The sequence below is a fragment of the Burkholderia sp. Leaf177 genome (assembly GCF_001424345.1).
Classification (GTDB): Bacteria; Pseudomonadota; Gammaproteobacteria; order Burkholderiales; family Burkholderiaceae; genus Caballeronia.
On the sequence record NZ_LMPF01000024.1, the window covers coordinates 423482 to 449263 of the forward strand.

The following is a 25782-nucleotide window of genomic DNA, read 5'->3' on the forward strand; positions in this document are numbered from 1 at the left end:
AGCAATAACGACGTCATGGAGCAACACGATGAGACCGTTCTATCGAAAAGGGCGCTATGCCTTGGGGGTATCGCTGGTTGCCCTCGCTGCAATTGTCGCCCTGGTGGTGCAGCCCACCAGACTCACCGCGCAAACGCAGGGAGCCGTCAAACCGGCCGCGCCCGCTGCAACGAGCACCGCCAAACCGGCCAACCAGGGTTCATCGGCGAAACCAAACATTCTCGTTATTTTCGGCGATGACGTCGGCCAGACGAACATCAGCGCGTACTCGCATGGCGTAGTGGGATACAAGACGCCGAACATCGACCGGATTGCGGCCGAAGGCATGATGTTCACGGACTACTACGCCGAGAACAGTTGTACTGCGGGACGTTCGTCGTTCATTACGGGGCAAAGTCCGTTGCGCACGGGGTTATCGAAAGTCGGCGCACCGGGCGCGCCCGTCGGGCTGCAAAAAGGCGACATGACGATCGCGCAGGCGCTCAAGCCGCTGGGTTACGCGACCGGGCAATTCGGCAAGAACCATCTTGGCGACAAGAACGAATACCTGCCGACCAACCACGGCTTCGACGAGTTCTACGGCAATCTTTATCACCTGAACGCCGAGGAAGAACCGGACCGCGAGTACTGGCCGACGGACAAGAACGATCCCTACGTAAAGAACTTTTCCCCGCGCGGCGTGATTCACAGCACGGCTGACGGCAAGGTGGAAGATACCGGTCCGCTCAATGAAAAGCGGATGGAAACCATCGACGATGAAACCGGCCAGAAAGCCGCCGACTTCATCACGAAACAAGCCAAGGCGGGCACGCCGTTCTTCGTGTGGATGAACTTCACGCGCATGCACGTGTTCACTCATGTGCGCCCGGAATTCAAGGGCAAGAGCGGCATGCGCGGAAACGAATATGCGGACGGCATGTGGGAGCACGATCAGGACGTCGGCAAACTGCTCAAACTGCTGGACGATCTGCAGATCGCGAAGAACACCATCGTGATCTACACAACGGATAACGGGCCGAACCAGTTCTCCTGGCCGGACGCCGCGACCACGCCGTTCCGTAGCGAGAAAGATTCCAACTGGGAAGGCGCGTTCCGCGTTCCAGCAATGGTCCGATGGCCGGGCGTCATCAAGCCGGGCGAAGTGGCAAACGACATGTTCTCCGGGCTCGACTGGTTCCCGACCTTGCTCGCGGCAGCAGGCGATGGCGGCGTGAAGGACCGGCTCCTGAAAGGATGGTCGCCAAAGGCCGGCGGCGCCAGTTTCAAGAACCACCTCGACGGCTTCAACCAGTTGCCGTACATCACCGGCAAGTCGCCCAAGGGAGCGCGCACCGAGTTCTATTATTTCGATGACGACGGTCAGCTTGTCGCAATGCGCTGGGACTCGGAAGGCAACGCGTGGAAGGCGGTGTTCTGCGAACAGCGTGCAAAGGGCAATCTGAACATCTGGCAGGACCCGCTTGTATGCTTGCGTTTGCCGAAGATTTTCAATCTGCGAATGGACCCTTACGAGCGTGCGGACGTCACGTCGGATCAGTACAACGACTGGGTCGTGAAAAACGCTTACCTGACGGGCATCGCAACGTTGAAGGCGTCCACGTTCCTGCAGACCTTCGTCGCTTATCCGCCTAGCCAGCGGCCGGCAAGCTTCAGCGTTGACGGCGTTCGCAGGCAAGTCGATAAAAAGATCGACGAGTCGTTCAAGAAGCGCGGCCTGGAATAGACGTTCAGGTATTGCGCCGCGCAATATCACCCGCCGCGTCCACCGGTTTTTAAAGCCGCTGGACGCGGCTCATTTGCTGAATCATTCATGACACAAACGCTTGCCACGCGTGCCAGGGCGCAACATCGCGATAAACGCGATAAACGCGATCACGCGCCACGTCGTCAGGAATCTTCCGTCGAGGCGATCACGTCAGCCGCCCCGACGATACATATCGCGTGGCCCGCGTCGCTGCTGTTTGCTTCTGGCGCGGCGTCGCTGATTTACCAGGTGCTTTGGGTCAAGCAGTTGACGCTCGTCGTCGGCGCCGAAGTGCAGGCGGTGACAACGGGCGTCAGCGCATTTTTCGCGGGTCTCGCGTTGGGCGGATGGCTGTTCGGACGCCTTGCCGATCGTATGGAAAAACCGCTTCGCGCGTATGCGTGGATCGAGTTATCGGCAATGATCCTGGCCGTTGGCGCGACCTTCGCGCTCGCCTATTCCGCGCGCCCTTTCGCCGCGATGCAAGATCAAATCGGCGCGCTTGCTTGGGCGCTTCCGTTTGCATTGGTCGGCATTCCCGCCATGCTGATGGGCGGCACGCTTCCCGTGTTGGTGCGCTCGTTGGCGCCGTTGGCCGGAACCATCGGACGTTCTGGCGGACGCTTGTATGCCGCGAACACTGCAGGCGCAATTGCGGGGACACTCGCGGCTCCGTTCATTCTCATTCCGGCGCTCGGCGTGCAAGGCAGCGCCGTCGCTGCTGGTGCGCTGAACGCTGCGGCATCGATTGTGGCGATCGTTCTTGCGGGGCGGGTACCCGCTTCGGCACACGCTTCGGCACCTGTTTCCGCACCAATGACAACAGCGGAACCCGCCGAAAGCCGAAACCGCGCCCGGCTCGCGCTCGTTTTGTACGCCATCGCCGGCGGCATCGCGCTCGGCTACGAAGTGATCTGGTCGCAGGCCATCGTCCAGTTCATCAGCACGCGCAGCTTCGCGTTTTCCATCGTGCTCGCGACCTACCTTTGCGGACTCGTGGCCGGCAGCGCGATCGTGTCGCGTCATGCCGACCGCGCGCGCGATCCGTGGAGCGTGTTCGCGTTGTTGATCGTAGCCGCGGGCCTCGTCGCGCTGCTCGAAATCGCGTTCCTCGGCGAATGGTTGCTGCAAGGCCAGGCGCGTGTATCGAGCATTGTGTTCGGCGCGACCGGCAGCGCGCTCGCGGCCATGTGCGCGCGCTTTGCGCTTGCAGGTTTTTGCATCGTGTTCGTCCCAACGTTGCTGCTCGGCGCCGCGTTTCCGTTTGCGTTGCGTCTTGGTGTCGATGTCCGCAAAGTCGGCCGCGACGTCGGCACGATCATCGCGATGAACACTGCCGGCGGCATTGCAGGAACTTTGCTCGCGGGCTTCGTGCTCGTGCCTTTGCTCGGCCTCGTTCACGCGCTTGCCGCACTCGCCGTTGCCGCGAGCGTGGTCGGGGTGATCGCCGTGACATGCGGATCGGCCGCGCGATCGAAGATCCGATGGAGCGTGCCCGCACTCGCCCTCGTCGCGCTGGGCGCCGCGCTCTTCACACCGTCCGACCGTCTTGCGTCCATGCTTGCACAAGCGCGCGGCGGCGATCTCGCGTTCTACGCGGAAAGCGAAGGCGGAACGGTTGCGGTCATCGCGCAAAAGTCCGCTGGCAACCGCTTCAAACGTCTGTACATACAAGGCGTTTCCAATTCCGGCGATGCCATGACGTCGCTGCGCTACATGCGCCTCCAGGCGATGCTGCCGCTGCTTATTCATCGAGGCGAACCGCGTTCGGCGCTGGTCATTGGATTGGGTACGGGTATCACGGGCGGCGCATTGCTGCCCTACCCGGGACTCGAACAACGCGTCGTGGCCGAATTGCTGCCGGCGGTCGTACGAGCCGCGCCGCAATTCAAGGGCAATTACGGCATGAGCACGGATCCGCGCATCGACATTCGTCTTCACGATGGCCGTCGCGAACTTCTGCGCAACACGCAGCGCTACGACGTCATTACGCTGGAACCGCCGCCGCCTTCCGCGTCCGGCGTGGTCAATTTGTACTCGTCGGATTTTTATGAACTTGCCGCGTCGCGTTTGCAGGATGGCGGTCTCGTTGCGCAATGGCTGCCGCTGCCAACGCAAAATGAAGACGACACGCGCGCGCTGATCAAGAGCTTTGTAGCTGTATTTCCATACGCAACGCTTTGGACCACCGAGCTGCACGAGATGATGCTGATCGGTTCGATGCAACCCATTGAACTCGACGTCCCGCGCATCGCGTCACGCTTCAATCAGCCGACGGTCGCAGCCGCATTGCGCGAAGTCGGCATTGCTTCTCCGGCAGCGTTGCTTGCCACATGGATCACGGATCGCGCAGGCCTCGAGTATTACGCCGCCGATATCGCGCCCGTGACCGATGATCGTCCTGCCATCGAATATGCTGCGTGGGTGCGTTCCGCGGACTTTCCCAATGTGCTGACGCATTTGCTGGCAATGCGAGCCGATCCACCGTTGAAGGACGCGGATGAAACCTTCAAGAATGAAGTGCAATCGGAGTACCACACGCTGCAAACTTTCTACGATGCCGGGCTTAATGCATACCGGGGAAATCGCGACGCGTGGCAAGCGAATATCCGCAGCGTCATGCACGACGATGCGGACAATCCGTATTACCGGTGGTTCGTGCAGAACGGAAGTTAAGAGGACTTGCGCAGCAAGCTCTTCATGGCAACGCGTTCACGCACACTGCTGTTCGCGCTCACGTTCATGCTCGCGCGCCCGCAGCGCATGTTGATGCACGCGCTGGCGCTCTGCCGCCACCAGTTCGCGCTTGCCCTTGAGCGTCGCGCTCTTGAAGCGCGGGTCGCCCATCGCGGCAACGTAGGTGTCCCATCGCTGCTTTTGGTATCGGCGGAAAAACTCGGGGCCGGGCAAACCGTTGTCGCACGCGAGCAACACGCCATAGTCGATATCGGGCGCGTCGTTGAGAGAACGCAAGGCGGCGTCGAGTACTTCATAGCGACGCGTTAAAGGAACCGTGCGTGGGAACAGCACATGAAAGCGCTTGTACGGCACTACCGTACTTTGCAACGCGGCCCTTTCGAGAGCCCGGATGACAAGAGCCAGCGGATTCGTGTCCATACCTATCTCCGGTTGATCGACATTCATCGTCACGCGTACTCGACGCAATTGACGCAGGGAAATTCGGCTGGCTCTTAGAAAGAAAACCAGCCGCACGATAAAACGGGTTATCGGGGAGCGGTGACGACTACGTACTGAACTTGCGTCCCGTAGTGCTGCGGCTGATACCAGTTCGGTCCGCAATGCTGATACGCGAGGCCGTTGACGATTACGCTGGAGCAGCTCGGCGGCAGCGCAGCCACGGTTGCGCCGACGACGACCGCCGTTGTCACGCCCACCGCCACGCCGACAGCGACCGGATCGACGTACCAGCCGTCGTGGTAATGATCGTCATCGTGATGGTGGTGGTCGTCGTCGTGGTGGTCGTCGTCGTGGTGATCGTCGTCGTGGTGACCGTCGTCGTGGTGACCATCGTCGTGGTGGCCGTCGTCGTGGTGGCCGTCGTTGCCGCCATTGTTGTGACCGCCGCCGCTATTGTGGTCACCTCCGCCGCCGTTGTTGTGGCTGCCACCACCGCTGTTGCCGCCGCCGTTGTTATGGCCGCCGCCACCGCCGCTGTTGCCGCCGCCGTTGTTATGGCCGCCGCCACCGCCACTGTGGCTATCACCCACGCCATGCCCCGCGCCGCCGCCTGGATGTCCGCCCTGGGGCATGCCGCCTTGAGGCATGCCGCCTCGTGGCGCGCCGCCGCCATGGAATCCGCCGCCGCCGTTAAAACCGCCGCCTGGCGGCGCATGAACGCTCGTGCGTGCGCCGCCACGGATGCCGAATGCGTGCACGCTCATCGATGTCGCAAGGAAAACGCCGGCAATGCCGGCAACCGCAATTTGTCTGGTGCGAAACATCATTCACTCCCCTCAAACGGCGTGCGTACAGCAGGCTTGAGTTCAATAGCCTTCGCGTTTGCCGCCGGCCGGAAAGTAAAAGTCGATGCCGGGAATTCCGGATTGATCTTCCAGTGATACGTCACGACATGCCGGGGATGCGCGCTCTGCGATGTATCGACGATCGCCATGCGGCACGGCAACGGCCGCGAGCCGCTCTGAATCCAGATTTCCCAGTCGGCGCCGTTTTGCTGGTACGCGTAGTGGTTGCACCAGCGCGTATCGACCCGTTCCAGCCCGATGAACAATGCCGAGGTCAACGTGGCGTCGTCGACCTTGCCGTCGCCCCAGTAGAACAGGTCGGCGAGCGGGGTATCGATGTTGTAGGTCGTCGATAATTCCCGCACGAGTTCATCGTTCGATGGAGGCGCGGGATTCGTCGAGTAATAGCCGTTGGATGTATCGAAGATCGTGAAATGGCGGCCGTCGTAGATCAGACCTTTCGCACCGCGGCTTCCGGTGATGTCGGCCCTCATGCGGTTCGGGCGTTGTACCTTGACATCGGTTTCGTGAAGAAACGCGACGGTCTGGCCGCTGTCGAGAACGGCATCGGTTGCAGTCGATGCCGAAACTTCGAAGCGGCTCAGCGAACGCAGGTATTGCGACATTGCGCCCAACGCATCGAGCGCTTTTGGCTGACGCTCGGGCTGCGCAGTCGTTGCCGTGTCGCTGGCCGGCGCCGGACTGGACTGCGCGGCCGCGCTTGTCGCGCTCATGCCGTACGCAAAACACGCAACGGCAAGCGCAACGCGCGCGGGTTGAAACATGCGGCTTGGCACATCGTCCTCCTGACTGGAAAGTAGCGCTGGCAAAGAGCTCGACGGCGGTTCCGTTCGGCCGGTTGAGCAATTCGAATTCGTTGACCCGGGGCGGACGATGCCCGCATAGGCACATCGCCGTGCTACTGGACCGTGTAGCCGCGCCCTTGCATGCACGCCGAATACGCACGCCAATACGTGCTCATTTCTGCTTGCTCGCTGGCCTGTGCGTTCTGCGCCTGCGCCGCATGCTGGCGGCGGCTGCGAACGCCGCCTGCCACCGCGCCCGCAGTCGCGCCGACTGCTGCGCCGTGGCCGGCATCGTTGTGATTTACATCGCCGACAATCGCGCCAGCCGCTGCACCTCGCGCCGCGCCGCGTGCGCGCGCGCCGGTCGGTCCTTGTGGCGGTGGAGGCGTTCCCGCGACCACCGCAGGATCGATACCGGTGTTCTGCTTAGCCCACGCGTAGCACGCGCCGTCGTCCTGCGACTGCTTGGTCGCGCTTTGTCCATGCGCCGGATAAACGGCAGGTTTCTGGGCAAACGCCGCGTAACTCGTCACGGCAAGCGCCGCAACTGCTGCTAAATAAGATGCTTTCATGACAACCTCAAAAAACAATTGGGGCAAAGGGAGCGCCCCTGCATGCCCAACGCAATCAACCGCACATTGTTTCGGATTCCCAAATTATTAGAAGTCGGGTTCAGACCTGCAGATGACGTGAACTGCGGTATGCCGTCCGGGTGCCAGTCGAATCCACGAACCATCCGCCCGGCACATTGAAGATGGCGAAAGTCAAACCACCATTCGGTAAAATAGGAATAATCGGCCGAGGAAGATAACGGTGTGTATGCGCACTTCTCCCAAATACGCTCGGCGTACAGTAATTCCGGATATTTAACTTCACAGTCAGATTCAGCCGTTTATCGCTTTTACTGGCTTCTTCGGACGCATTCCGAGCAAATGCTTCGCGCGAAAATAACGCGACAATTAAGCTCGCACAGAATATCCGGACAACGCGCGCCTTTAGAATTTTCATCTGATTTCTCTATGTAGCAATTTTTTAAACGCGCGGCTTCACCATGGCGCTAATTGAATAACGCTTCAGTTTCTCCGCGCGAATATGCCTCTCCAACTCTGCAGAGGAATAGAAAATGATTCGATAAGTCATTGCCGCTCGGCAATGAGCGGCAAAGTGATTCAGGGAATGCGCCTGATGCAGGCAATGGCCATCATGAATCCTCTCAGAGCCAAGACAGTCGTGGATGTGTCCAGCTTTTGTGCGCGCCTTAAGCAGCGCGCCTTTGTCCTTCATTTGTAGCGGATGCTAGCAAACGTTTTCCGGTTTGCCAAACTTAATTTGTAACGATTCGAAGGTTTAATCTAAACGATCAATGCGTTGCAAAAACGTTAGCAAACATTCGGCATGAGCGATCCCGGCATCGCGCGATAGACAATTAGAGAGCGGATATCAAGTAAAAAAAGTTTGGCGAGATCGCCCCAAATCGGCAAAAAACGGATATTGGTTCAAACAGTGGCTTCCATTGGTTCTGATTCAATGGTTGTGGCAAAGCTTATTAATGATTTTCTGAATTATCAAATCAAAAGGTGTCCCTTGCGTTGATCTCGTTTCGAATGAAACGTATCGCCGGATCATTTCAATTCGAGATGATCCGGACAGCGACTCAAACCGGGACAACAAACAAGCGGCAACGGACTGCCGTGCATTCCTGAATACAAGGACACATGCACAGATGCTTTCTCAGCCCGAAAACCTGCCTAGCGTCATGCGCCGGATGACGGCGGGGCAAATGTTGCTCGACGGCGCCTCGGTCGACCAGGTGGCCGAAGAGCTTCATTTGTCCCTTGCGACGGTCAGGCGCTACAAAACACTTGTCGACGCCGGCGGGCTCGATGCATTGCGGCAGCTGGGCGTAGGCGGTCGAACTTCGATACTCGATCAACGCGCGCTCGAATGGATATCGGCGGCGTTGCAAGGCTCGGCACGGACACATGGATTTGACAGCGACGCGTGGACCAACGCGCGGTTGCGCTCACTCATCGAAACGCAGTTCGGCGTGCGTTATTCGCGCGTCTATATCTGGCAGATCGCCACGAATCTCGGCCTCGGTCATCTGCTCTCGAAATCTCGCCGATAAGAAACATCAACCCTCCACTCTTTGCACAGGAACTGCACATGATCCGTCACCGCGCTTCATCGAAACTCAGCATGCAGGTTGTACGAACCGCCATCGTCATCTCGGCCCTGATCGCGGCGCCCGTCATGGCGCAAACGGCGGCATCGAGCGTCGGGCCGGACGGCGTCGCCGCGGCGGCTACCGCGGAGACAAAAGCGCGGGTCGTGGGTATCGATATCGCGTCGAACAGCGTCGCGCTGCAGGGCGAAAGCGGCAGGATCGTGAACGTCGCGGTCAATCCGGATGTTGCCGATGTCGGCAAGCTGAAGCTCGGCGACATGGTCAATATCCGCTACGAAAACGCGTTGCTCGTGCGCGTGAACAAAGTGAAGTCGAACGGCATCCGCGAACGAATCGATGAAACCGCCGCCGTTCCCGAAGCCAACGGATCGACTGCATCGGCGAGACGCGTGCAAGTGATTGCCACGGTCCAGAAGATCGATCAGAAGAACCGCACCATAACGATTCGGGGTCCGTACAAAACGGACACGCTGCACGTTGGCGCGGATGTATCGCTGAAGGACATCAAGGCGGGCGACAGCGTGCGCGCCGAATTCGTCGAAGCGACCGCCGTACTCGTGACACGCGACGGCGCTCCGATCAAATAAACGGCCATCGAACAAAAGAATAGGGGTTTCCATGGCGGGTGAAAGCAAGACGGCGAAGCGCGCTGCCGAGGGCCGGGCGTATCGGGAAAACGTGGCCCGCTCGGCGCATGCGAAGCTCGGCAAGATCGATCGCGATCCTGTCGAGCTGCTTGAACAAAGCAGCGAAGGCCGCGTGAGCCGTCTTGTTCCCCTTCGATACGGCCGCATGATGGCATCGCCGTTTTCGTTCTTCAGGGGCAGCGCAATCCTTCAGGCCAACGACCTTGCTCAAACCGCCAACACGGGTTTGGTCATGCCCATTTGCGGCGATGCGCATCTGATGAACTTCGGGGGTTTTGCGACGCCCGAACGCCAGCTTATTTTCGACCTGAACGATTTCGATGAAGTCGCCCTCGGCCCATGGGAATGGGATCTGAAACGGCTCGCCGCGAGCTTCATGGTGGCCGCGCGCCACATGCGCCTGAGCCGCCTGACCGCCGAGAAACTCGTGGAAACGGTGGCCTCGCAATATCAGACCCGAATGCGTGAATACGCGCAATTCAGCGCGCTGGAACTCTGGTACGAGCGCATCACGTTCGAGCGCATGATCGAGACGGCCGTCAGCCCGGAACGCAGGCGCGTGTTGCGCAAGGGCATGGAAAAAGCCGCGAGCCGCACGCACGACAGCATGCTCGAGAAAGTCGCGCAATTCGATGGCGAGAACTGGACGCTGCGCGACATGCCGCCGGGCATGTTCCATATCCACGGCACGAACACCTTGTTCGACGCAGACGATGACTGGGCTGCACTCAGCGGCTGGCAAGCGGTGATCAAGGGCATGTTCCCGCAATACATGAAAACGCTCACGCACGATCGACGCGCGTTGCTGCGCCACTTCACCGCGCAGGATCTCGCGTTCAAGGTGGTGGGCGTGGGTAGCGTGGGAACTCGCTGCCTCGTCCTGCTGATGATGGACGAACTCGGCAAGCCGATGTTCCTGCAGATCAAGGAGGCGCGCCGGTCGGTTATCGAACAGCATTTTGAAGCCGAGACGCTTGAACACGCCGGCGAACGCGTGGTGCGCGGTCAGCGCGTGATGCAAGCCGCAAGCGATATCTTCCTTGGCTGGGCCACGGGACCTTCCGGGCGTCATTTTTATTTCCGTCAATTGCGTGACATGAAACTGTCGGCGAATATCGAAATGTTCGATCTCGATGTACTCGAAGGCTACGCGCGTCTCTGTGGCTGGATTCTCGCGCGGGCTCATGCGAAGGCGAGCGGCAAGGCAATCGAAATCAGTGGATATCTCGGACAAGGCAGCCAGATGGCCGAAGCGCTGGTGTCTTATTCGAAGGACTACGCGGATCAGGTCGAACGTGACTTCGATCGCTTTACTCAGGCTTGCAGAAGCGGCCGTCTGCTCGCTCGCACAGACGAAGATATGGCCGCGGACTTTCACGTTTGAAAGACACACTGATAGGGTCGATTTTTAAAATCCCTGACCTACACTAATTGCGTGACCGGTATTGCGCATTCATGCATCGCGTCACTCAGCAGACGAATAGTCAGGATGACTAAAACCATTTACAACAGTCTTGCCGACTTCTATCGCAAACCGTTAGACCTAATGGATGGCACATCATGCGATTACAACAGCGTCTTATTGCGGAATTGTTTGGCACCTTCTGGCTAGTAATTGGCGGATGCGGAAGTGCGGTTCTCGCCGCCAAGTTTCCCGGCACGGGAATTGGCTTTGTCGGGGTATCGCTGGCATTCGGATTAACCGTTCTGACAATGGCTTATGCACTCGGCCATATATCGGGCGCTCATCTGAATCCGGCGGTCAGTGTCGGCCTGGCAGTCGCCGGCCGCTTTCCACCGAAGGAACTCGTGCCGTACATCGTCGCGCAGGTGATCGGCGCCACGCTCGGCGCGTTCGTGCTTTACCTGATTGCGTCGGGCTTGCCGGGGTTCGATGCCGCCGCCAGCGGCTTCGCCACCAACGGTTACGGAGCACGCTCGCCCGGCGGCTTTTCGATGACCGCGGCCCTCATCTGCGAAGTCGTGATGACGTTCTTCTTCGTGCTCGTCATTCTCGGCACAACGGACGGCCGCGCCATCTCCGGATTTGCGCCGCTTGCCATCGGGCTGTGCCTGACGCTGATCCACCTGATATCCATTCCGGTGACGAATACGTCGGTCAATCCGGCGCGCTCAACCGGGCCCGCGCTCTTTGCGGGCGGCGCGGCGCTGGGGCAGCTCTGGCTTTTTTGGGTGGCGCCGATCATCGGGGCGTTTATCGCGGGCGCGCTTTATCCGCGGCTCTTCCCGGAAAAAATTACGGCGATCGCGCCGGCGCCGCTTGCTATCGATACCGCGCCTTGAGCCCGGCAAACGCCGCGCGCAATAAAAAATGGCCCGCCGAAGCGGGCCATTCATTCATGCGATCAAGCTAGCTGTATCGATTTGAAGCGTCGAATTACAGCGGCTGGATGTTCGATGCTTGCAGACCCTTCGGGCCTTGCTTCGCTTCGTAGCTCACTTTCTGGTTTTCCTGGAGGGTCTTGAAGCCTTCCGTGCGGATTTCCGAGAAGTGTGCGAACAGGTCGTCACCGCCGCCGTCCGGCGTGATGAAGCCAAAACCCTTCGCATCGTTAAACCACTTCACAATACCTGTTGCCATTTGCTGATTTTCCTAGAAGAGACGTAATTCCGTTTGGTAGCGCCACCCGCCGTCAAACGGCAAAGCGTTGCTGCCTCCTTTTACCACGCGAAAATGTCACTCTGCAATTGGATTCTCCCCGATGTTCCCAGAAATGATGTCCAAAAAGCGCGTGTACATAGTGCGGAGACGCTTGCCGTTCATCCGAGCGGACATGCGAATAATAATTAAAACATTTGGTAAGGCAAAGAAATAAGTCTATTTTTATCATTCATTGGCCGTTCTAAGAGACCGAGACAATGAAGAAAGCAGTCGATTTGGGCATTTGCAGCGCTGTTGTTTTTTCGGGAGCATTTACGGGGACGGCGAACGCCGCGTGCACTTCAACCGCGCCGGCAACCGGTGCGAGCGTGGTCTGCAGCGGAACTGGCATCGTTCCGGTGGCTGCGCTGACCGGGTCGACGGGCGTCAATATAACTATCGATTCAACCGTGGCGGCCGCCCTGACGCGCGCGAGTTCGCCGGTGTCGTTCAACGTCGCGCGATCGAGCACGATCACCAGCAGCGGCGCACTCACGCTGACTGGCGGCGGCGGTTCGGGGACCAATCGTGGCGCGGTTTTGCTGGGAACCGGCGATACCAATCGCATTACCAATGCGTTGTCCGGGAAGATCGTCACGACGGGCGCGTACAACGACGGCATGGCCGCCAACGGCAGCGGCAATTCGCTTGTGAACAACGGTTCCATATCGACTGCTGGGCCGAATGCGTACGGCATGTCGGCCGCCTGGGGGCAGACAAATGTTGGTCAGGCCAACAACACGCTGACGAACGCCGGCACGATAACAACGAGCGGCAGCAACGCGCGCGCGGCATCGATTGTTGGCGGCAGCGGGACGATCAACAACAGCGGAACGCTCACAACTTCGGGCGCAAACAGCCCCACGGCGTATCTCCAGGGCAACAACGATTCGCTCGTCAACACCGGCACCATCACCGCGACAGGCGCCGACTCCGATGCTGTCTTTTCGAATACCGCAGGATCGAGTTTTGCCGCGACGATCGAAAATCGTGCGGGCGGTAAAATTTTCAGCCAGAGCGCGGCGGCGGTCAGAACGCTGAACGGCGCGTCCACGGTCACCAACGCCGGCTTGCTGCAATCCGGCGGCCCTCTGGCGATCGCGATGGGCAACGGCGTCAACACGCTGATCCTGCAGACGGGCTCGCAGATCATCGGCGGGGCGGACGGCGGCGGCGGACCGGGCGCGAGCACGGTAATCCTGCAGGGACGCGGTGAGGCATCGAATGCATTCACGCGCTTCCAGACCTTGAGAATGGCCGGTGACGCCTGGACATTCAGCGGCACTGGCGACTTCAACCTCGCCGAAGTGCAGGCCGGCACGCTGAATCTGACCGGCCAGTTCGCGCCGACCACCGTCGCTCTGGTCGATGCACCCGGCACGCTGCAAGCCACCGCGCAAAACTTGCCGACCAACGTCACCGACAACGGCCTCGTTCGCTTGGCGCAGGACATCGACGGCACGTACAGCGGCACGATCTCGGGTACGGGTGCCGTCAATAAAACCGGTGCGGGCGTTTTGACGCTGACTCCCGCGGCGGCCGGCGGCAACACGTATTCGGGCGGCACGGCGGTTCTCGGCGGCTCGCTCGCCATTGGCGCCGATAACGCGCTGGGCGCCCCGACTGGCGGCCTCACGCTCGACGGCGGCACGCTCCGGCTGAACAACGCGCTGGATCTGGCGGCGACGCGGCCCATCGTGCTTGGCGCGGCGGGCGGTGTTATCGATACCCAGAACTTCGATACCACCATCGAGCAGAACATTTCAGGCGCGGGGTCGCTCACCAAGCTCGGCGCGGGGCAACTCCTGCTGCAGGCGCCGACGACATTCACCGGCGGCACCACGCTCGTCGCCGGCACGCTCGCCGTGGGCGACAGTTCGCACGCGGGCGCGTCGCTCGGCGGCGGCGGCCCGGTTTCCATTGCGGCAGGGACGAATCTGGGCGGCTACGGGACCATTTCCGGCGATGTCACCAACAACGGCACGATCTTCGCGGCAAACGCGCTGCCTGCGTTTGCATCGGCGGGAACGGGCGCGTTGAACGTGCGCGGACAGCTCACGAACAACGGCCTCGCGCAGATTGCCGGGCCGGGCGTCGGCAATCAGCTCGTGGTGACGGGGAATTACATCGGACAGAACGCTCGCATCGCGCTCAATACGGTGGTTGGGCTGGACAACTCGGCATCGGACAAACTGGTCGTCAGCGGCGGCAGCGCGAGCGGATCCAGCACGTTGCTGATCAACAACGTCGGTGGAACGGGCGCCGCGACTGCCGCCGATGGCATTCAGGTAGTTCAGGCGACGAACGGCGCGACATCGGCTGCGGGCGCGTTTTCGCTGCCGGCGTCCATCAAGGCGGGCGCTTACACCTATTACCTCGCGAAGGGCGGCGTCACGGCGGGCACGAGCGAAAGCTGGTATCTGCGCAATACCGTGGCTGCCGCCGCGCCGCCGATCACGCCGATTCCGCCGATCACGCCGCCGGGAACACCGGGAACGCCTACGTCACCGGGAACACCAACGACGCCAACCACGCCCGGGACGCCGTCCGAGCCCACAACTCCGGGAACGCCTGGCACACCTTCCGGCACCACGCCGCCGTCGGAATCCGCACCGGGCCCCGGCCCGATAGCCGCGCCTGGCACGCCGCCGCTTCCCGCAGCGCCGGCCGCCGGCTCCGCGCCCATTCCGCTGTACCGGCCCGAAGTCGCGCTATACGCCGCCATCCCGATGGTCGCGCGCGAACTCGGCTTCCAGCAGATCGATAACTTCCACGACCGCCAGGGCGATCAGTCCTTGCTCAACGAAACCGGCGCGTTACCCGCCGCGTGGGGCCGCGTCTGGGGCGCGCATTCCGTGCAAAGTCAGGACGGCGCGGCCAATCCGGAATTCGATGGCTCCGTTTTCGGCGCGCAGGCCGGCCACGACATCTACGCCGATTCATCCCCGAGCGGCCACAAGAACCACTACGGCCTGTTCATCGGCTTCGCGCGCGCGACTGGCGACGTCGATGGTTTCGCCCTCGGTTTCCCGAACGTCGACGTCGGCCATTTATCGATGAACGCCTACAGTCTCGGCGGATACTGGACGCACGTCGGCCCAACCGGCTGGTACACGGACGCCGTGCTGATGGGTTCATCGATAACCGTGGACCCGTTGTCCAGTCAGGGAACCGGCGCGGGCACGCACGGCACGGCCGTGACCGGTTCCGTGGAAGGCGGTTTCCCGATCGCGCTCGGCAACGCGTTGGTAGTCGAGCCGCAAGCGCAGATCATGTGGCAAAACCTGTCGCTCAACGACTTCAACGACGGCGTTTCGTCCGTGTCGTTCAACAACGGCAACACGTACATCGGGCGCCTCGGCGTGCGGCTGCAACAGACCTTCAGCGGCGCCGGCGTGAAATGGCAACCCTACGCGCGCGTGAGCGTGCTGCGCGCGTTCGGCGAAGGCGACAGCACGACGTTCGGCGGAACCACCGTCATTCCGGGCGGTATCGGGCAGACATCGGGGCAATTGAACGTGGGACTTGTTGCCCAGGTGACGCGATCGGGCAGCGCGTTCGTGACGGCAAGCTACCTCACCAACCTTGGCGGCTCGCATCAACGGACGATAGGCGGCAACGCCGGCGTCCGATGGAAATGGTAAGACCCGCGCGCCCTACCCGCCGAACTTCGGTGCGCTGCAATCGGGCGTGCCGTTGCTTTTGAGCAGCGGCGTGATGCCTTGTCCTTCGGCGATCAGATATCGGCAACCGGTTTCGTGATCGGTCTCCATCTGAAGATTGATGTCCTCGGTGGTTTCGCGCGTGAATCGGGAAGAGCCCGCATGCGGGATGGGCCTCGAAGCGGGCTTCGATTCGGGTTTTGGCTCGGCGTTCGGAACGTTCTGTGCCTGCGCCGCAAACGACGCGCTAACCGCCAGCAATACCAACAACCTTTTCATGTGCGTTCCTCGTGACGTTGTGCGCAAAGACACGCATTCCGTTCGATGAAATCCCGCGCACGAGGTTCAACTACCGGTATTGCTCGCGCAAATAGTTGTCGAGGATGCCGAGGACATCGGGCAGATTCCGGCGTCCCAGTCCGATACGAATATGTGTATCGCCATGATCGAGCAACGTGCCGGGAAGCAGCAGCACGCCGGTGCGTTCGAGCACGTCCGCGCAGAAACGCTCCGCGCCGCCGTGCGTCAATCGCGGAAAAGCAACCGTCCCCGCCAATGGCCGATGCCATTCCAATATCTCGCGATGCCGCGCAAAAAACGGATCGAGCAAAGTCAGATTGCTTCGCACGATTGCCGTGTTTCGCTCGATCAGCGCGCTCGTATTGCGCACCGCTATTGCCGCCAGATATTCGCTCGGCGCGCTATTGCAGATGGTCAGGTAATCCTTGAACGTGCTCATGGCGGCAAGCACATCGCGATCGCGGGTCGCGACCCAGCCCACGCGCAAGCCCGCGAGACCGTGCGACTTCGATAACGCGCCGAGCGAGATCGCCTTCTCGTAGACATCGCACGCGGCCGGCAACCGATGCGCGGGATCGTGTTCGAGTCCACGATAAACCTCATCGCTGAAAAGCCAGAGCCCGTGCTTGCGCGCAAAACCGACGATTGCATCGAAGCGTTCGCGGTCCGGCAAATACCCCGTCGGATTGTGCGGCGCGCAGATGAGCACGGCCTTCGTTTCCGGACGCAGCATGGTTTCGAGCTCGTCCGGATCGAGCGACCAGCCATCGGATTCACGCGCCATCCACGGCGAAATGTGCACGCCCAACGCCTGCGCCACGGAGTAATGCGACTGATAGCCGGGCATATGCACGATCATGTGATCGCCGGCCTTGAGCATGGTGTTCATGAACGAGAAGATCGCTTCCTGCGCGCCGGTATGCACGATCAATTCTTCCGTTCCGATCGATTCGTACAAGGTCGCAAGTTCGCGTCGAAGTTCGGGCGCGCCTGGGTATTCCGTATAGCCGAGCCACGTGGTGTTGAAGGCATCGGCGGAACCGGGTTCGAGCGCCAGGAGATCGGCTATCGACATGGATTCCGGGTCGGAACTGCACATCAAATAGCGTGCAGTGAATTCGTGAACGGCGAAGTATCGTTCGAGTGCAAATGGCGCGGGTTGCATGGCGGGTCCGAAGAGAAGAAGCGTGACGGGTTTTATCGATACGCGTAGTCTGCCGCTCGTAAGCCCATAAACGAAGCTAACTCTCCTAATCCCACTTAAGAAACGCTAATGCTCGACTACGCTCTCCTCGATGCACTCGGCGCCGTCGTGCGCCATGGTTCGTTCGACCGCGCGGCACGCGAACTGAACGTGACGCCGTCGGCGGTATCGCAACGCGTGAAGCTGCTGGAAGAGCGCGTGGGAAGCGTGCTGGTAAAACGCGGCCAGCCATGCATTGCCACGCCGCCGGGCGCCTTGCTGTGCCGTCATATCGAGCGCGTGCGGCGACTCGAAACCGAACTCGGCAGCCAGATGCCCACGCTGCCCGGCATGCTTGCCGAAGCGTGGCCCTCGTTTCGCGTAGCGGTCAACGACGACAGCGTGGGGACGTGGTTTATCGACGCGGTATCCGGCTTCTGTGTCGAGCGTGAAATGCTGTTGGATCTCGTGATCGACGATCAGGACCACACGGCCCAGCAATTACGCGACGGCAGCGTGCAAGGCGCCGTGACCACGCAAGCGGAAGCCGTGCAGGGATGCCGGTCGACCAAGCTCGGACGCATGCGATATCTGCCGGTATGCTCGCCGGCGTTTTTTCATCGATATTTCGCGGCCGGCCTGACACGCGACGCGCTGCGTCAAGCGCCGCGCGTCGAGTTCAACTCGAAGGACCAGATGCAGCGGCGTTTCATTCGCCGCATCACGCGCGCGGATCTCGATCCGCCGCGCCATTTGATTCCGCACGTGGCGGGTTTCGTGCGCGGCTGCGCGTCCGGAATGGGCTGGGGCATGTGTCCCGAGCGCATGATCCGGCCGCTGATCGAGTCGGGGGAACTCGTGCAGGTCGTGCCGGGCGCGCATATGGATGTGGATCTTTACTGGCAGACCTGGCGGCTTTCCATCGGCTGGCTCGACGATTTCAGGACCATGCTGCAAAAACGCGCGAAGGCGTTTCTCGACTAGCTTGCAGCAATACGTTTAACCGTTTGCCTGGCTATTATTCATTGGCCGATGCACCCGCGATGCAGCGCAAGTCTGCAGCGCTTCAATGGCAACGCTCGCCAGCTTGAGCGTCTCTTCGCAAGCGGGCACGTCGCTCAGCACACGGCAACCGCCGCCGCGATTGACCTTGGTCACCGCTTCGCGCGCGGCATTCAGCGCAGCTTCCGGCGAACCCTTGTCCTTTATAAACGCAGACATATTGAACACGCTGCCCGCGCGCGATTCCACGAGCTGCGGGCACGCGTCATCGGCGAGAACATCGGTTGCGAAAAACGTAGCGGAGAGGATCGCGGCCGGTATCAAACGGCCGTGCTTGATATGGATTGAGGCTTTCACTGGAAGCACCTCGTGATGGCGTCATTCGGCTGCGGCCGTATCACGCTCGCGGATGGAATCGAAGGAAACAAAAGCCCACGCCTGAATAAAATATTAGCGCCCGAGCGAGAAAGCTTGCTTGCGGCGCGAAAGTCGTTGAGCCTTGAACTGTAAGTTACTCGTTCAAAAATGTTGGCAATAAAAAAGTGGGCAGCGAATGCCGAGCTTTTCGTTTTGGGCACATCGTTTGCTGTGTCCCTCGATTCACAAAAATATGCAACGAGGGACCACATGGCATCGCCCAAATTCCGATCACTACTAGCAGAGCGAGAAATCGATCATCTGGAAAAAATGCTGCGTCTGTCGCGCACGCAAGGCCCCGTTCCGCATTTCAACGGTGCGTACTGGACGGCACGGCTGACATTCGTGCAGGATCATTTTGATCTCGTCGCCGAGCAGGCAAAGCGCGTCAAGGCGCTGCTTTGCATGTCTGCATCGAGCGACACCACTCACTCGAAGATCCGCGGCGCAATGCCTTCGTAGATAGCCTGATCCATCACTTGCTGCTCGCCTGAGCGGCCTCCGAAACGAGACGCCGCGCAGATACGCTCGACGCATCCACGCCTGAAGCTTGCCCTGCATTCTCCACTACGCACTGCCAGTCCCCGATCATTCGACACTGCCGCGCGCGCTTCAGAAGGCCATCGCGCAAATGCTCCTGCGCTTCCAGCTGCGAGCGCATTTGTTGCAACGGACCATTCGCGTCGCCGTTGTCCGGCATGGCAGCAAGACGCCGATGCGCCACGAACAGATTCCGGCTTTGCAACGCTCGATAAAACTCGGCAGCACCGGGAATGGTCGAAACGGCTGCGGGCGGTTGAATTGGAGCCGCGCTCGGGGTCGGCGCTGGGGTTGGCGTTTGCGCCCGGCTCGCGCCAGCGCTTGCCGCCTGATTCCGAACGATCGCTCCGCTCGCAAACGTATGGGAAGTAATTGCTTGCGGCTTCAGATCCATGTCGGACGAATGTGAGCCGTGCAAAGCCCACACTATCAGCACGGCGCCAGCAAACAAACCGATCCATATCAGCGGCTCCGCGCGTTTCTTGCGCGCCTGATAAAACTTGAGCGCGCTTTCGGCAAGTCCCGGATACGCGCCTTTCGAACGCCGGGGACGCTTGATGGTATTCGTCTGAAATGCAGCGTCGACAAAACTCGATGCGCGACTCAGGAAATTCGGCACGTGGCCGCATCGCCCGCATCGGTAAGTGCCTGCAGGAAAGTCATTTCCGCACTCTTCGCATGTCGTCCACGCTGCGTGACCGATAGACTCCAGCATGCGCATAAAAGTCTCCATGTTTAAGTGGGTACCGGTGAAATCACAGGGCTTGGGCCGGGTCGCCGCTCTCGTGCAAATCTTCGCCCGAGGCGCGCGTAGGCATTCCAAATTCCTGCATCAGCCGATGTAAGTGAACCCTGGAAATTCCAAGGCCGCGGGCCGCATCTATTACACGGCCCTTATGTATGAAGAGCGCCATTTCTATGGCGCGCCGATCCGCGGCCGCGCGTGCTTCCCGGAGCGAATCCGGTGCATTCGCGGCGTGATCGGATAGTTCGAGATCCTCAGCAGTGATGTATTTTCCCTCGGATAAAATTATTGCGCGACGCACGCGATTAATAAGTTCGCGCACGTTGCCGGGCCAGCCGTAATTATGCAAGGCGACGATGGCGTCCGGCGCAAAACCATGAATGCGGCGTACGCGCTCGTCCCTGAGACGTTCGAGCGCGTACAGCGCCAGCTCGGTAATATCCTTGCCGCGAATCCGCAGCGGCGGCTCCTTGATTTCCAGCACGCAAAGGCGAAAAAACAGGTCCGCCCGGAAGCGTCCTTCGTCGACGGCCGCCTGCATATCGACATGTGTTGCGGTTATCACACGCACATCCACATCGATGCTTTCAATACCGCCCAGTCGTTCGATTTTCCGTTCCTGGATGAAGCGCAATAATGCGGCCTGACTCTGCGATGGCAGGTCGCCGATTTCATCGAGGAACAATGTGCCGCCATTGGCCTCTTCCACGCGGCCAGTTTTCCGTTGCGTGGCGCCCGTAAATGCGCCGCGTTCATAGCCAAACAATTCCGAATGCAGGAGTTCATGCGGAACCGCGCCGCAATTTACCGCAATAAACGGCATGTCGCGCCGCGCGGACCGAGCGTGAATCATTTGCGCGGTCAATTCCTTTCCCGTGCCCGATTCGCCTGATATAAAAACGGTTGCTTCTGTCGAAGCAACTTTTCCGATCGCGCGATGAAGCGCCCGCATTACTTCCGACGAACCGATCATGGTGCTCGCCAAAGCGTCGCTGGCGGGCATTGCGTCTTCGTTGAAGCGCAACGCTTCCATACCGACCGCTTGCGACAACACGTTCAGAATGCGCTCGTACGGCGTGGGCACTGTGACAAAGTCGAAGCAATGCGTGGCGATCGCATCGCGCACGTCCTGCAAATCCCGCGATTCACGCGATACCAGCGCGACCCACGCCACCGGTGCTGAGCGCGAAAGCTGTTCGACCCGTTCAATGTGCGCCTTGTTCACGCCCGCCGTGAGATCGAGCAAGGCGGGCATGGGTGTATCGGGTAAATCGGTTGAAGCGTTTGCGCTGATTGCGTGCACCAACTTCCAGCCGGCATTGCCGAGATTTTTTAGAAGCTCTTCGTCAGGCTTGTCGCCTATATAAACAAGCGTCCGATGCACGCGATCCATGGTTATAAAAGATTCTCTGGTAAGACTTTCTTTACACCTGAATGGAACAGCTTGGCCAGTCGCGACGGGCGCAACTTTCCGGGTGACCCATCCTATCGATGCACCCTCGCTTCAGGTGAAACCAAAAGTTAGTTTGCGTATCCATGAATGAAAAAGATCGCGAGATGTAACCGGCACTCTTTACGCGATTCCGGGCACGTGGTTTGCACTGGATGAGACGCCGCGTCGGGCTTGCGTTTTACTCAACACGCGGAACTATCCAACGGAGAACGCTATGGAACCTGTTTCGCACGGAATCATCTTCTGGCTCATCATCGGCGCGATTGCCGGCGCGCTCGCCGGGCGGATTGTCGATGGCGGCGGCTTTGGGATTGTGGTGGACATCATTGTCGGGATCGTTGGCGCTTTCATAGGCGGATGGCTGGGCGGCGCGCTCGGAATTCATCTGGGTGGCGGCATTATCGGCTCGTTGATTACGGCGGTAATCGGCGCGGTAATCCTGCTTCTCATCGTGCGGCTCTTTAGCCGTGGACGAGCCGGGCCAACTGTATAAAGGCTTTGTACGATCCGAAACCCCGTGCGTTGCACGGGGTTTTTGTTTGCGCGATGCAATTTGATCGTAAGTCGCACATCTACTTACAAATCTCAGGCGTGGATGGTGCACGCGAGTCGCGGCGAGCGCGTTGTAGCAGGACGCATCCATCCGCGAGGTTTGTCGTGAACGTCAGCTTGAATCTCCATGAGCAGCAACGTCGCCGTATCCGTGCTCTGATCGTTGCCACGGGCATTGCGGTGATCCTGGTGAGCGGTATTGGCGTTTTGGCTTTGACCGGCGCTGTTCCGGCATCGAAACCGATTCCTGTTATTGGGAACGCTTCTCTTTTCATCGATACACCCATCGCCGATCCCCTCAGCGGACTGAAAGCTATTACGCAATCCAAGCATGGGTTGGCGGTTACAGAAAGCACGCGCGCATCTGGCGTGCGGTAACTGCGCGTTACCAAACTCGCAAACCGGTTTCACTTGCGAGCGGAGACTGCACATAGACTTCGATCACCGGATGACATTCATATCGATGTCACCCGACGCCTCCAAGGATCACGAATGAACAAACGAATTTCGATTGCAGCTTTATCGTCGCTGGCGCTCTTTGCAGCAGCCGGCACGGCCAACGCGGCTGGATGTCTTAAAGGCGCGGTCGTGGGTGGCGTTGCCGGCCATGTCGCCGGACATCATGCGGTCGTGGGCGCTGTCGGCGGTTGCATTGTCGGGCATCACATGGCGAAGGAAAAAGCGAAAGAACGCGCTATGGAAGCGAATCAGCACGGCGCCGCGACGCCTTCTTGAACGGTTTATCGAACAGGAGGAGCACGCATGCTGCGACCCCGGAGTCTTCGAGTGACAACGCAAGCGGCCGGCACGCAAATGTGCGCCGATTACTGCGAGGAAACCGGCCGGCTTCGGATCCTCCAGGACGAAGTCGCGCTGCGTGAATGGTTTCCGCCCAACTCGTGGATGGCGATCGCGTCCGTTGCGGGCGCGCGCAACTGGGGCACGCGGCCGGACTTGAGCGAGCTTCGCGCGTTGCTCGTGAGCCAGATGACGCTGATGAACATCGGCTGATATCTATGCAAGTTATTCGCTGGCGCTTCTGGATAACTTCGGCATAACAACATGGATTGATGTGCGTCGATTCTTGATAAGTATGAGCACGTGCGTGGCGACGCCGAAGTTATCCTTCGGTTGTTTGCGTTGTCCGCCAAGCGTGCTTGCGGTTATCTGTTCTGTAGAGCGTTGATCTAGTGAAGCTTTCAATGCTTGTCCACAGATACGAGCGATGCTTGTTAACTATTACTACGTATACATATCACTCACGATAAAAACATTAAGGCGCGAGGCAAGACGGTTGGTGGCGGCGCTTATAAAGTGAGCACGGGCACGCGTCATAGCAAATGTCGGATGGTCAAGCGGTTGGACCATCGTGAGTTCAGGTATTCAAGGGCGAGTCTTCTGTGGCATCGGTCGGGCGTGTGTTCGCTGCAGAGGAGGCACGCGCCGTTGAACACGGTGATGTCGAGGTTGCTTTCTACCCGGCGTTTCGCCAGTACCTCGATATACGCCGACGCGTAGTCGTCCCATGACATATCGCCGGATTGATATCGCTTGAGATGATCGCGTTCGGGCGTGAGCTCGCGAAGGTCGATGTAGTTGATATCGAACATGCTGGAGAGGAAAAACTCGAGGTCGGGCTTTTTCGAAAAGCCCGCGAGTTGCGAGGTGTTGTTCAGGCGGACATCGAGGACGGTTTTGACGTCAGCTTCTTTTAGCAGCGTGAAGAAGCGTTCGGCAGATTTTTGCGTGAAGCCGATGGTGGTGACTTGCATGAGTTGGGGCATCGTCATGATTCCGCGTTGGGCATGGCGTCATTGTGGCCATTTCCGGCCCGCTGTTCATGTCCGTAGCGTTTCTTGGCCCCGTGGGACCAGCGAAAGCCTTCCGCCCCGTCCAGCGCCTGCTTAAGTTGTCCAAGACCTTTAAAACGCAAGCGCCGCGATGATGACGAGCATCAACGCGGCGTTTTACGATTCAATGCGGATTTTCGTGGCTTTTGACGGCCGACCAATCCCCCTCACTCCACCGTCACACTCTTAGCCAGATTCCTTGGCTTATCCACATCGGTCCCTCTTGCACAAGCCGTGTGATAAGCCAGCAATTGCAGCGGCACCGTGTGCAAGATCGGCGATAGCAAACCATAATGCTCCGGCATCCGGATCACATGAATGCCGGCTTCGCTGACAATGCGCGTATCCGCATCGGCGAAAACATACAACTCGCCGCCGCGCGCCTTCACCTCCTGCATATTCGACTTGAGCTTCTCCAACAACGCGTCGTTAGGAGCGATCGTCACCACCGGCATCGCCTCCGTGACCAGCGCCAGCGGCCCATGCTTCAACTCGCCCGCCGGATACGCCTCAGCGTGGATATACGAGATCTCCTTCAGCTTCAACGCGCCTTCAAGCGCAATCGGATAATGCAACCCGCGCCCGAGGAACAAAGCGTTTTCCTTGCGCGAGAATTCTTCCGCCCACGCGATGATCTGCGGCTCCAGCGCCAGCACGCTGTTGAGCGCCGCCGGCAAATGCCGCAACTGCGCGAGATACGCTGTTTCCTGCTTCGCGCTCACATGTCCACGCATCGCGCCCAACGTCACCGCCAGCACGAACATGCCGACAAGCTGCGTGGTGAAAGCCTTCGTGGAAGCCACGCCAATCTCGGTGCCCGCGTGCGTCAGGAACGTCAGCTCGGTCAGTCGCACCATTGCGCTCGAACCTACGTTGCACACGGCCAGCGTGTGCTTGTGCCCAAGCGATTGCGCATGCTTCAACGCGGCGAGCGTATCGGCGGTTTCGCCCGACTGCGATATCACCACGACCAGCGCCCGCGGATTCGGCACCGACTCGCGGTATCGATACTCACTCGCCACTTCAACCTGCGTAGGAATCCTGGCGATGGACTCAAGCCAATATTTCGCCGTCATGCCGGCATACGAACTGGTGCCGCACGCGAGGATCAGGACGCTGTCGATATCCGCGAAAGCCTCCGCCGCATTCGCGCCGAACAATTCGGGCGTGAAACGTTCGGCTTGCGGAATGGTGTCGGTGATCGCGCGCGGTTGCTCGAAGATTTCCTTCTGCATGAAATGCCGATACGGCCCGAGTTCGACCGCGCCGCCATACGCCGCGACCACACGCACTTCACGCTCTGCCGGCAAGCCATCGCGATCGACGATCTTCACGCCATCGAGCGTGATCTCGACCACATCGCCTTCATCCAGATACGCAAAACGGTCCGTGCTGCCCGCGAGCGCGAGCGCGTCCGACGCCAGGAAGTTCTCGCCATCGCCCACGCCAACGACCAGCGGCGAACCCGCGCGCGCGCCGACCACCGTGTTCGGCTGATCCTTGTGAATCACGGCGATGGCATAGGCGCCGTGCAACAGCTTCACGGCCTCGCGCACGGTCTGGAACAAGTCACCGCGATACATGCTGTGAATCAGATGCGCGATGACCTCGGTGTCGGTCTGCGATACAAACTCGTAGCCCTTTTCCCGCAACGTGGCGCGCAGGCTTTCGTAATTCTCGATGATGCCGTTATGCACCAGCGCTAACTCGTTGCGCGAGAAGATGGGATGCGCGTTGTCGGTGACGGGCGCGCCGTGCGTGGCCCATCGCGTGTGCGAGATGCCGGTCACGCCGTCCAGATGACCCGCGCGGACCTGCTCGGCGAGATCGGCGACGCGCGCAACGCTGCGCGCGCGTTTGGTTTCGCCATCGGCAATGACCGCGACGCCGCACGAATCGTAGCCGCGGTATTCGAGCCGCCGCAAACCTTCGACCAGCACCGAGACGATGTTACGTTGCGCGACCGCGCCAACAATTCCGCACATGATCTTTCCTTCAAGTTGTTTTTGAATCGCGCCGCGTTCGCCCGACGGCGAGCATCGTGGAGC

The 25782-nt window shown here is 60.0% G+C and carries 26 protein-coding genes; 13 read left to right on the forward strand and 13 right to left on the reverse strand.

What is annotated here, in order from left to right; all coding sequences use genetic code 11:
- The first annotated feature begins 28 nt into the window (after positions 1–28).
- Both ASG35_RS26340 and ASG35_RS26345 read left to right on the forward strand, forming a co-directional pair.
- Positions 29–1723: an arylsulfatase gene (locus ASG35_RS26340; RefSeq protein ID WP_082508621.1), complete on the forward strand. Its 1695-nt coding sequence runs from the start codon at positions 29–31 to the stop codon at positions 1721–1723.
- A gap of 87 nt (positions 1724–1810) precedes the next feature.
- Positions 1811–4420, forward strand: coding sequence for a fused MFS/spermidine synthase (locus ASG35_RS26345; RefSeq protein ID WP_156393354.1), 2610 nt, complete (start codon positions 1811–1813; stop codon positions 4418–4420).
- Positions 4421–4456: 36 nt separating this feature from the next.
- Here ASG35_RS26345 and ASG35_RS26350 read toward each other — a convergent pair whose 3' ends face one another.
- The 5 genes from ASG35_RS26350 to ASG35_RS31675 form a co-directional block, all read right to left on the reverse strand.
- Positions 4457–4861 carry a hypothetical protein gene (locus ASG35_RS26350; protein WP_056364724.1) on the reverse strand — a complete coding sequence of 135 codons (405 nt, stop codon included), beginning with the start codon at positions 4859–4861 and terminating at the stop codon, positions 4457–4459.
- Between the two features lie 107 nt (positions 4862–4968).
- Complete coding sequence (locus ASG35_RS31670; RefSeq protein WP_156393355.1) at positions 4969–5709, reverse strand: hypothetical protein; 741 nt, start codon at positions 5707–5709, stop codon at positions 4969–4971.
- Entirely contained in the window at positions 5706–6524 is an 819-nt protein-coding gene (locus ASG35_RS26360) for a DUF2092 domain-containing protein (RefSeq protein WP_156393356.1), read from the reverse strand. Before ASG35_RS26360 ends, ASG35_RS31670 begins: the two co-directional genes overlap by 4 nt.
- A 122-nt stretch (positions 6525–6646) precedes the next feature.
- Positions 6647–7105, reverse strand: a complete 459-nt coding sequence (locus ASG35_RS26365) for a glycine zipper domain-containing protein (protein WP_056364517.1) — start codon at positions 7103–7105, stop codon at positions 6647–6649.
- Between the two features lie 100 nt (positions 7106–7205).
- Positions 7206–7541 (reverse strand): hypothetical protein, encoded by a 336-nt coding sequence (locus ASG35_RS31675; RefSeq protein ID WP_156393357.1) that lies wholly within the window; start codon positions 7539–7541, stop codon positions 7206–7208.
- A gap of 715 nt (positions 7542–8256) precedes the next feature.
- Between ASG35_RS31675 and ASG35_RS26370 the strand changes: the two genes are divergently transcribed.
- The 4 genes from ASG35_RS26370 (at position 8257) to aqpZ (ending at position 11672) form a co-directional block, all read left to right on the forward strand.
- Positions 8257–8661 carry a helix-turn-helix domain-containing protein gene (locus ASG35_RS26370; RefSeq protein WP_056364519.1) on the forward strand — a complete coding sequence of 135 codons (405 nt, stop codon included), beginning with the start codon at positions 8257–8259 and terminating at the stop codon, positions 8659–8661.
- Positions 8662–8699: 38 nt separating this feature from the next.
- Positions 8700–9308: a hypothetical protein gene (locus tag ASG35_RS26375; RefSeq protein ID WP_056364521.1), complete on the forward strand. Its 609-nt coding sequence runs from the start codon at positions 8700–8702 to the stop codon at positions 9306–9308.
- 31 nt (positions 9309–9339) lie between these two features.
- Positions 9340–10752 carry a DUF2252 domain-containing protein gene (locus tag ASG35_RS26380; RefSeq protein ID WP_056364523.1) on the forward strand — a complete coding sequence of 471 codons (1413 nt, stop codon included), beginning with the start codon at positions 9340–9342 and terminating at the stop codon, positions 10750–10752.
- Between the two features lie 176 nt (positions 10753–10928).
- The gene (gene aqpZ, locus ASG35_RS26385) at positions 10929–11672 is read left to right on the forward strand and encodes an aquaporin Z (RefSeq protein ID WP_056364525.1); all 744 of its coding nucleotides are present in this window, start codon (positions 10929–10931) and stop codon (positions 11670–11672) included.
- 94 nt (positions 11673–11766) lie between these two features.
- Here the strand turns inward: aqpZ and ASG35_RS26390 are convergent, their stop codons facing one another.
- A complete protein-coding gene (locus ASG35_RS26390; RefSeq protein WP_056364527.1) occupies positions 11767–11970 on the reverse strand; it encodes a cold-shock protein in 204 nt (67 codons plus the stop codon).
- 278 nt (positions 11971–12248) lie between these two features.
- Between ASG35_RS26390 and ASG35_RS26395 the strand changes: the two genes are divergently transcribed.
- Entirely contained in the window at positions 12249–15674 is a 3426-nt protein-coding gene (locus ASG35_RS26395) for an autotransporter outer membrane beta-barrel domain-containing protein (RefSeq protein WP_056364529.1), read from the forward strand.
- Between the two features lie 12 nt (positions 15675–15686).
- On the opposite strand, the gene ASG35_RS26400 is transcribed toward ASG35_RS26395, so the two are convergent.
- Together ASG35_RS26400 and ASG35_RS26405 are read right to left on the reverse strand one after the other, a co-directional pair.
- Complete coding sequence (locus ASG35_RS26400; RefSeq protein WP_056364531.1) at positions 15687–15971, reverse strand: DUF6440 family protein; 285 nt, start codon at positions 15969–15971, stop codon at positions 15687–15689.
- Between the two features lie 70 nt (positions 15972–16041).
- Positions 16042–17157: an aminotransferase class I/II-fold pyridoxal phosphate-dependent enzyme gene (locus ASG35_RS26405; RefSeq protein WP_056364532.1), complete on the reverse strand. Its 1116-nt coding sequence runs from the start codon at positions 17155–17157 to the stop codon at positions 16042–16044.
- Between the two features lie 108 nt (positions 17158–17265).
- Between ASG35_RS26405 and ASG35_RS26410 the strand changes: the two genes are divergently transcribed.
- Complete coding sequence (locus ASG35_RS26410; protein WP_056364534.1) at positions 17266–18159, forward strand: LysR family transcriptional regulator ArgP; 894 nt, start codon at positions 17266–17268, stop codon at positions 18157–18159.
- A gap of 15 nt (positions 18160–18174) precedes the next feature.
- Here the strand turns inward: ASG35_RS26410 and ASG35_RS26415 are convergent, their stop codons facing one another.
- Entirely contained in the window at positions 18175–18534 is a 360-nt protein-coding gene (locus ASG35_RS26415; protein ID WP_235527720.1) for a hypothetical protein, read from the reverse strand.
- 270 nt (positions 18535–18804) lie between these two features.
- Here ASG35_RS26415 and ASG35_RS26420 point away from each other — a divergent pair, with 270 nt between their 5' ends.
- Positions 18805–19056, forward strand: coding sequence for a hypothetical protein (locus ASG35_RS26420; protein WP_156393358.1), 252 nt, complete (start codon positions 18805–18807; stop codon positions 19054–19056).
- 13 nt (positions 19057–19069) lie between these two features.
- Here ASG35_RS26420 and ASG35_RS26425 read toward each other — a convergent pair whose 3' ends face one another.
- Complete coding sequence (locus tag ASG35_RS26425; RefSeq protein ID WP_156393359.1) at positions 19070–19849, reverse strand: hypothetical protein; 780 nt, start codon at positions 19847–19849, stop codon at positions 19070–19072.
- Positions 19850–19889: 40 nt separating this feature from the next.
- Positions 19890–21272, reverse strand: coding sequence for a sigma-54 dependent transcriptional regulator (locus ASG35_RS26430; RefSeq protein ID WP_056364540.1), 1383 nt, complete (start codon positions 21270–21272; stop codon positions 19890–19892).
- Positions 21273–21546: 274 nt separating this feature from the next.
- Between ASG35_RS26430 and ASG35_RS26435 the strand changes: the two genes are divergently transcribed.
- The 4 genes from ASG35_RS26435 to ASG35_RS26450 all read left to right on the forward strand — a co-directional run bounded on the left by ASG35_RS26435 (position 21547) and on the right by ASG35_RS26450 (position 22895).
- The gene (locus ASG35_RS26435) at positions 21547–21825 is read left to right on the forward strand and encodes a GlsB/YeaQ/YmgE family stress response membrane protein (protein WP_056364542.1); all 279 of its coding nucleotides are present in this window, start codon (positions 21547–21549) and stop codon (positions 21823–21825) included.
- Between the two features lie 164 nt (positions 21826–21989).
- Positions 21990–22262, forward strand: a complete 273-nt coding sequence (locus ASG35_RS26440) for a hypothetical protein (RefSeq protein ID WP_056364545.1) — start codon at positions 21990–21992, stop codon at positions 22260–22262.
- Positions 22263–22376: 114 nt separating this feature from the next.
- Positions 22377–22619 (forward strand): hypothetical protein, encoded by a 243-nt coding sequence (locus tag ASG35_RS26445; protein ID WP_056364548.1) that lies wholly within the window; start codon positions 22377–22379, stop codon positions 22617–22619.
- 27 nt (positions 22620–22646) lie between these two features.
- Positions 22647–22895 (forward strand): hypothetical protein, encoded by a 249-nt coding sequence (locus ASG35_RS26450; protein ID WP_056364551.1) that lies wholly within the window; start codon positions 22647–22649, stop codon positions 22893–22895.
- Positions 22896–23215: 320 nt separating this feature from the next.
- Here the strand turns inward: ASG35_RS26450 and ASG35_RS26455 are convergent, their stop codons facing one another.
- Together ASG35_RS26455 and glmS are read right to left on the reverse strand one after the other, a co-directional pair.
- Complete coding sequence (locus ASG35_RS26455; protein WP_056364553.1) at positions 23216–23674, reverse strand: DUF488 domain-containing protein; 459 nt, start codon at positions 23672–23674, stop codon at positions 23216–23218.
- Between the two features lie 227 nt (positions 23675–23901).
- Positions 23902–25719, reverse strand: a complete 1818-nt coding sequence (gene glmS, locus ASG35_RS26460; protein ID WP_056364555.1) for a glutamine--fructose-6-phosphate transaminase (isomerizing) — start codon at positions 25717–25719, stop codon at positions 23902–23904.
- Positions 25720–25782: the final 63 nt, after the last annotated feature.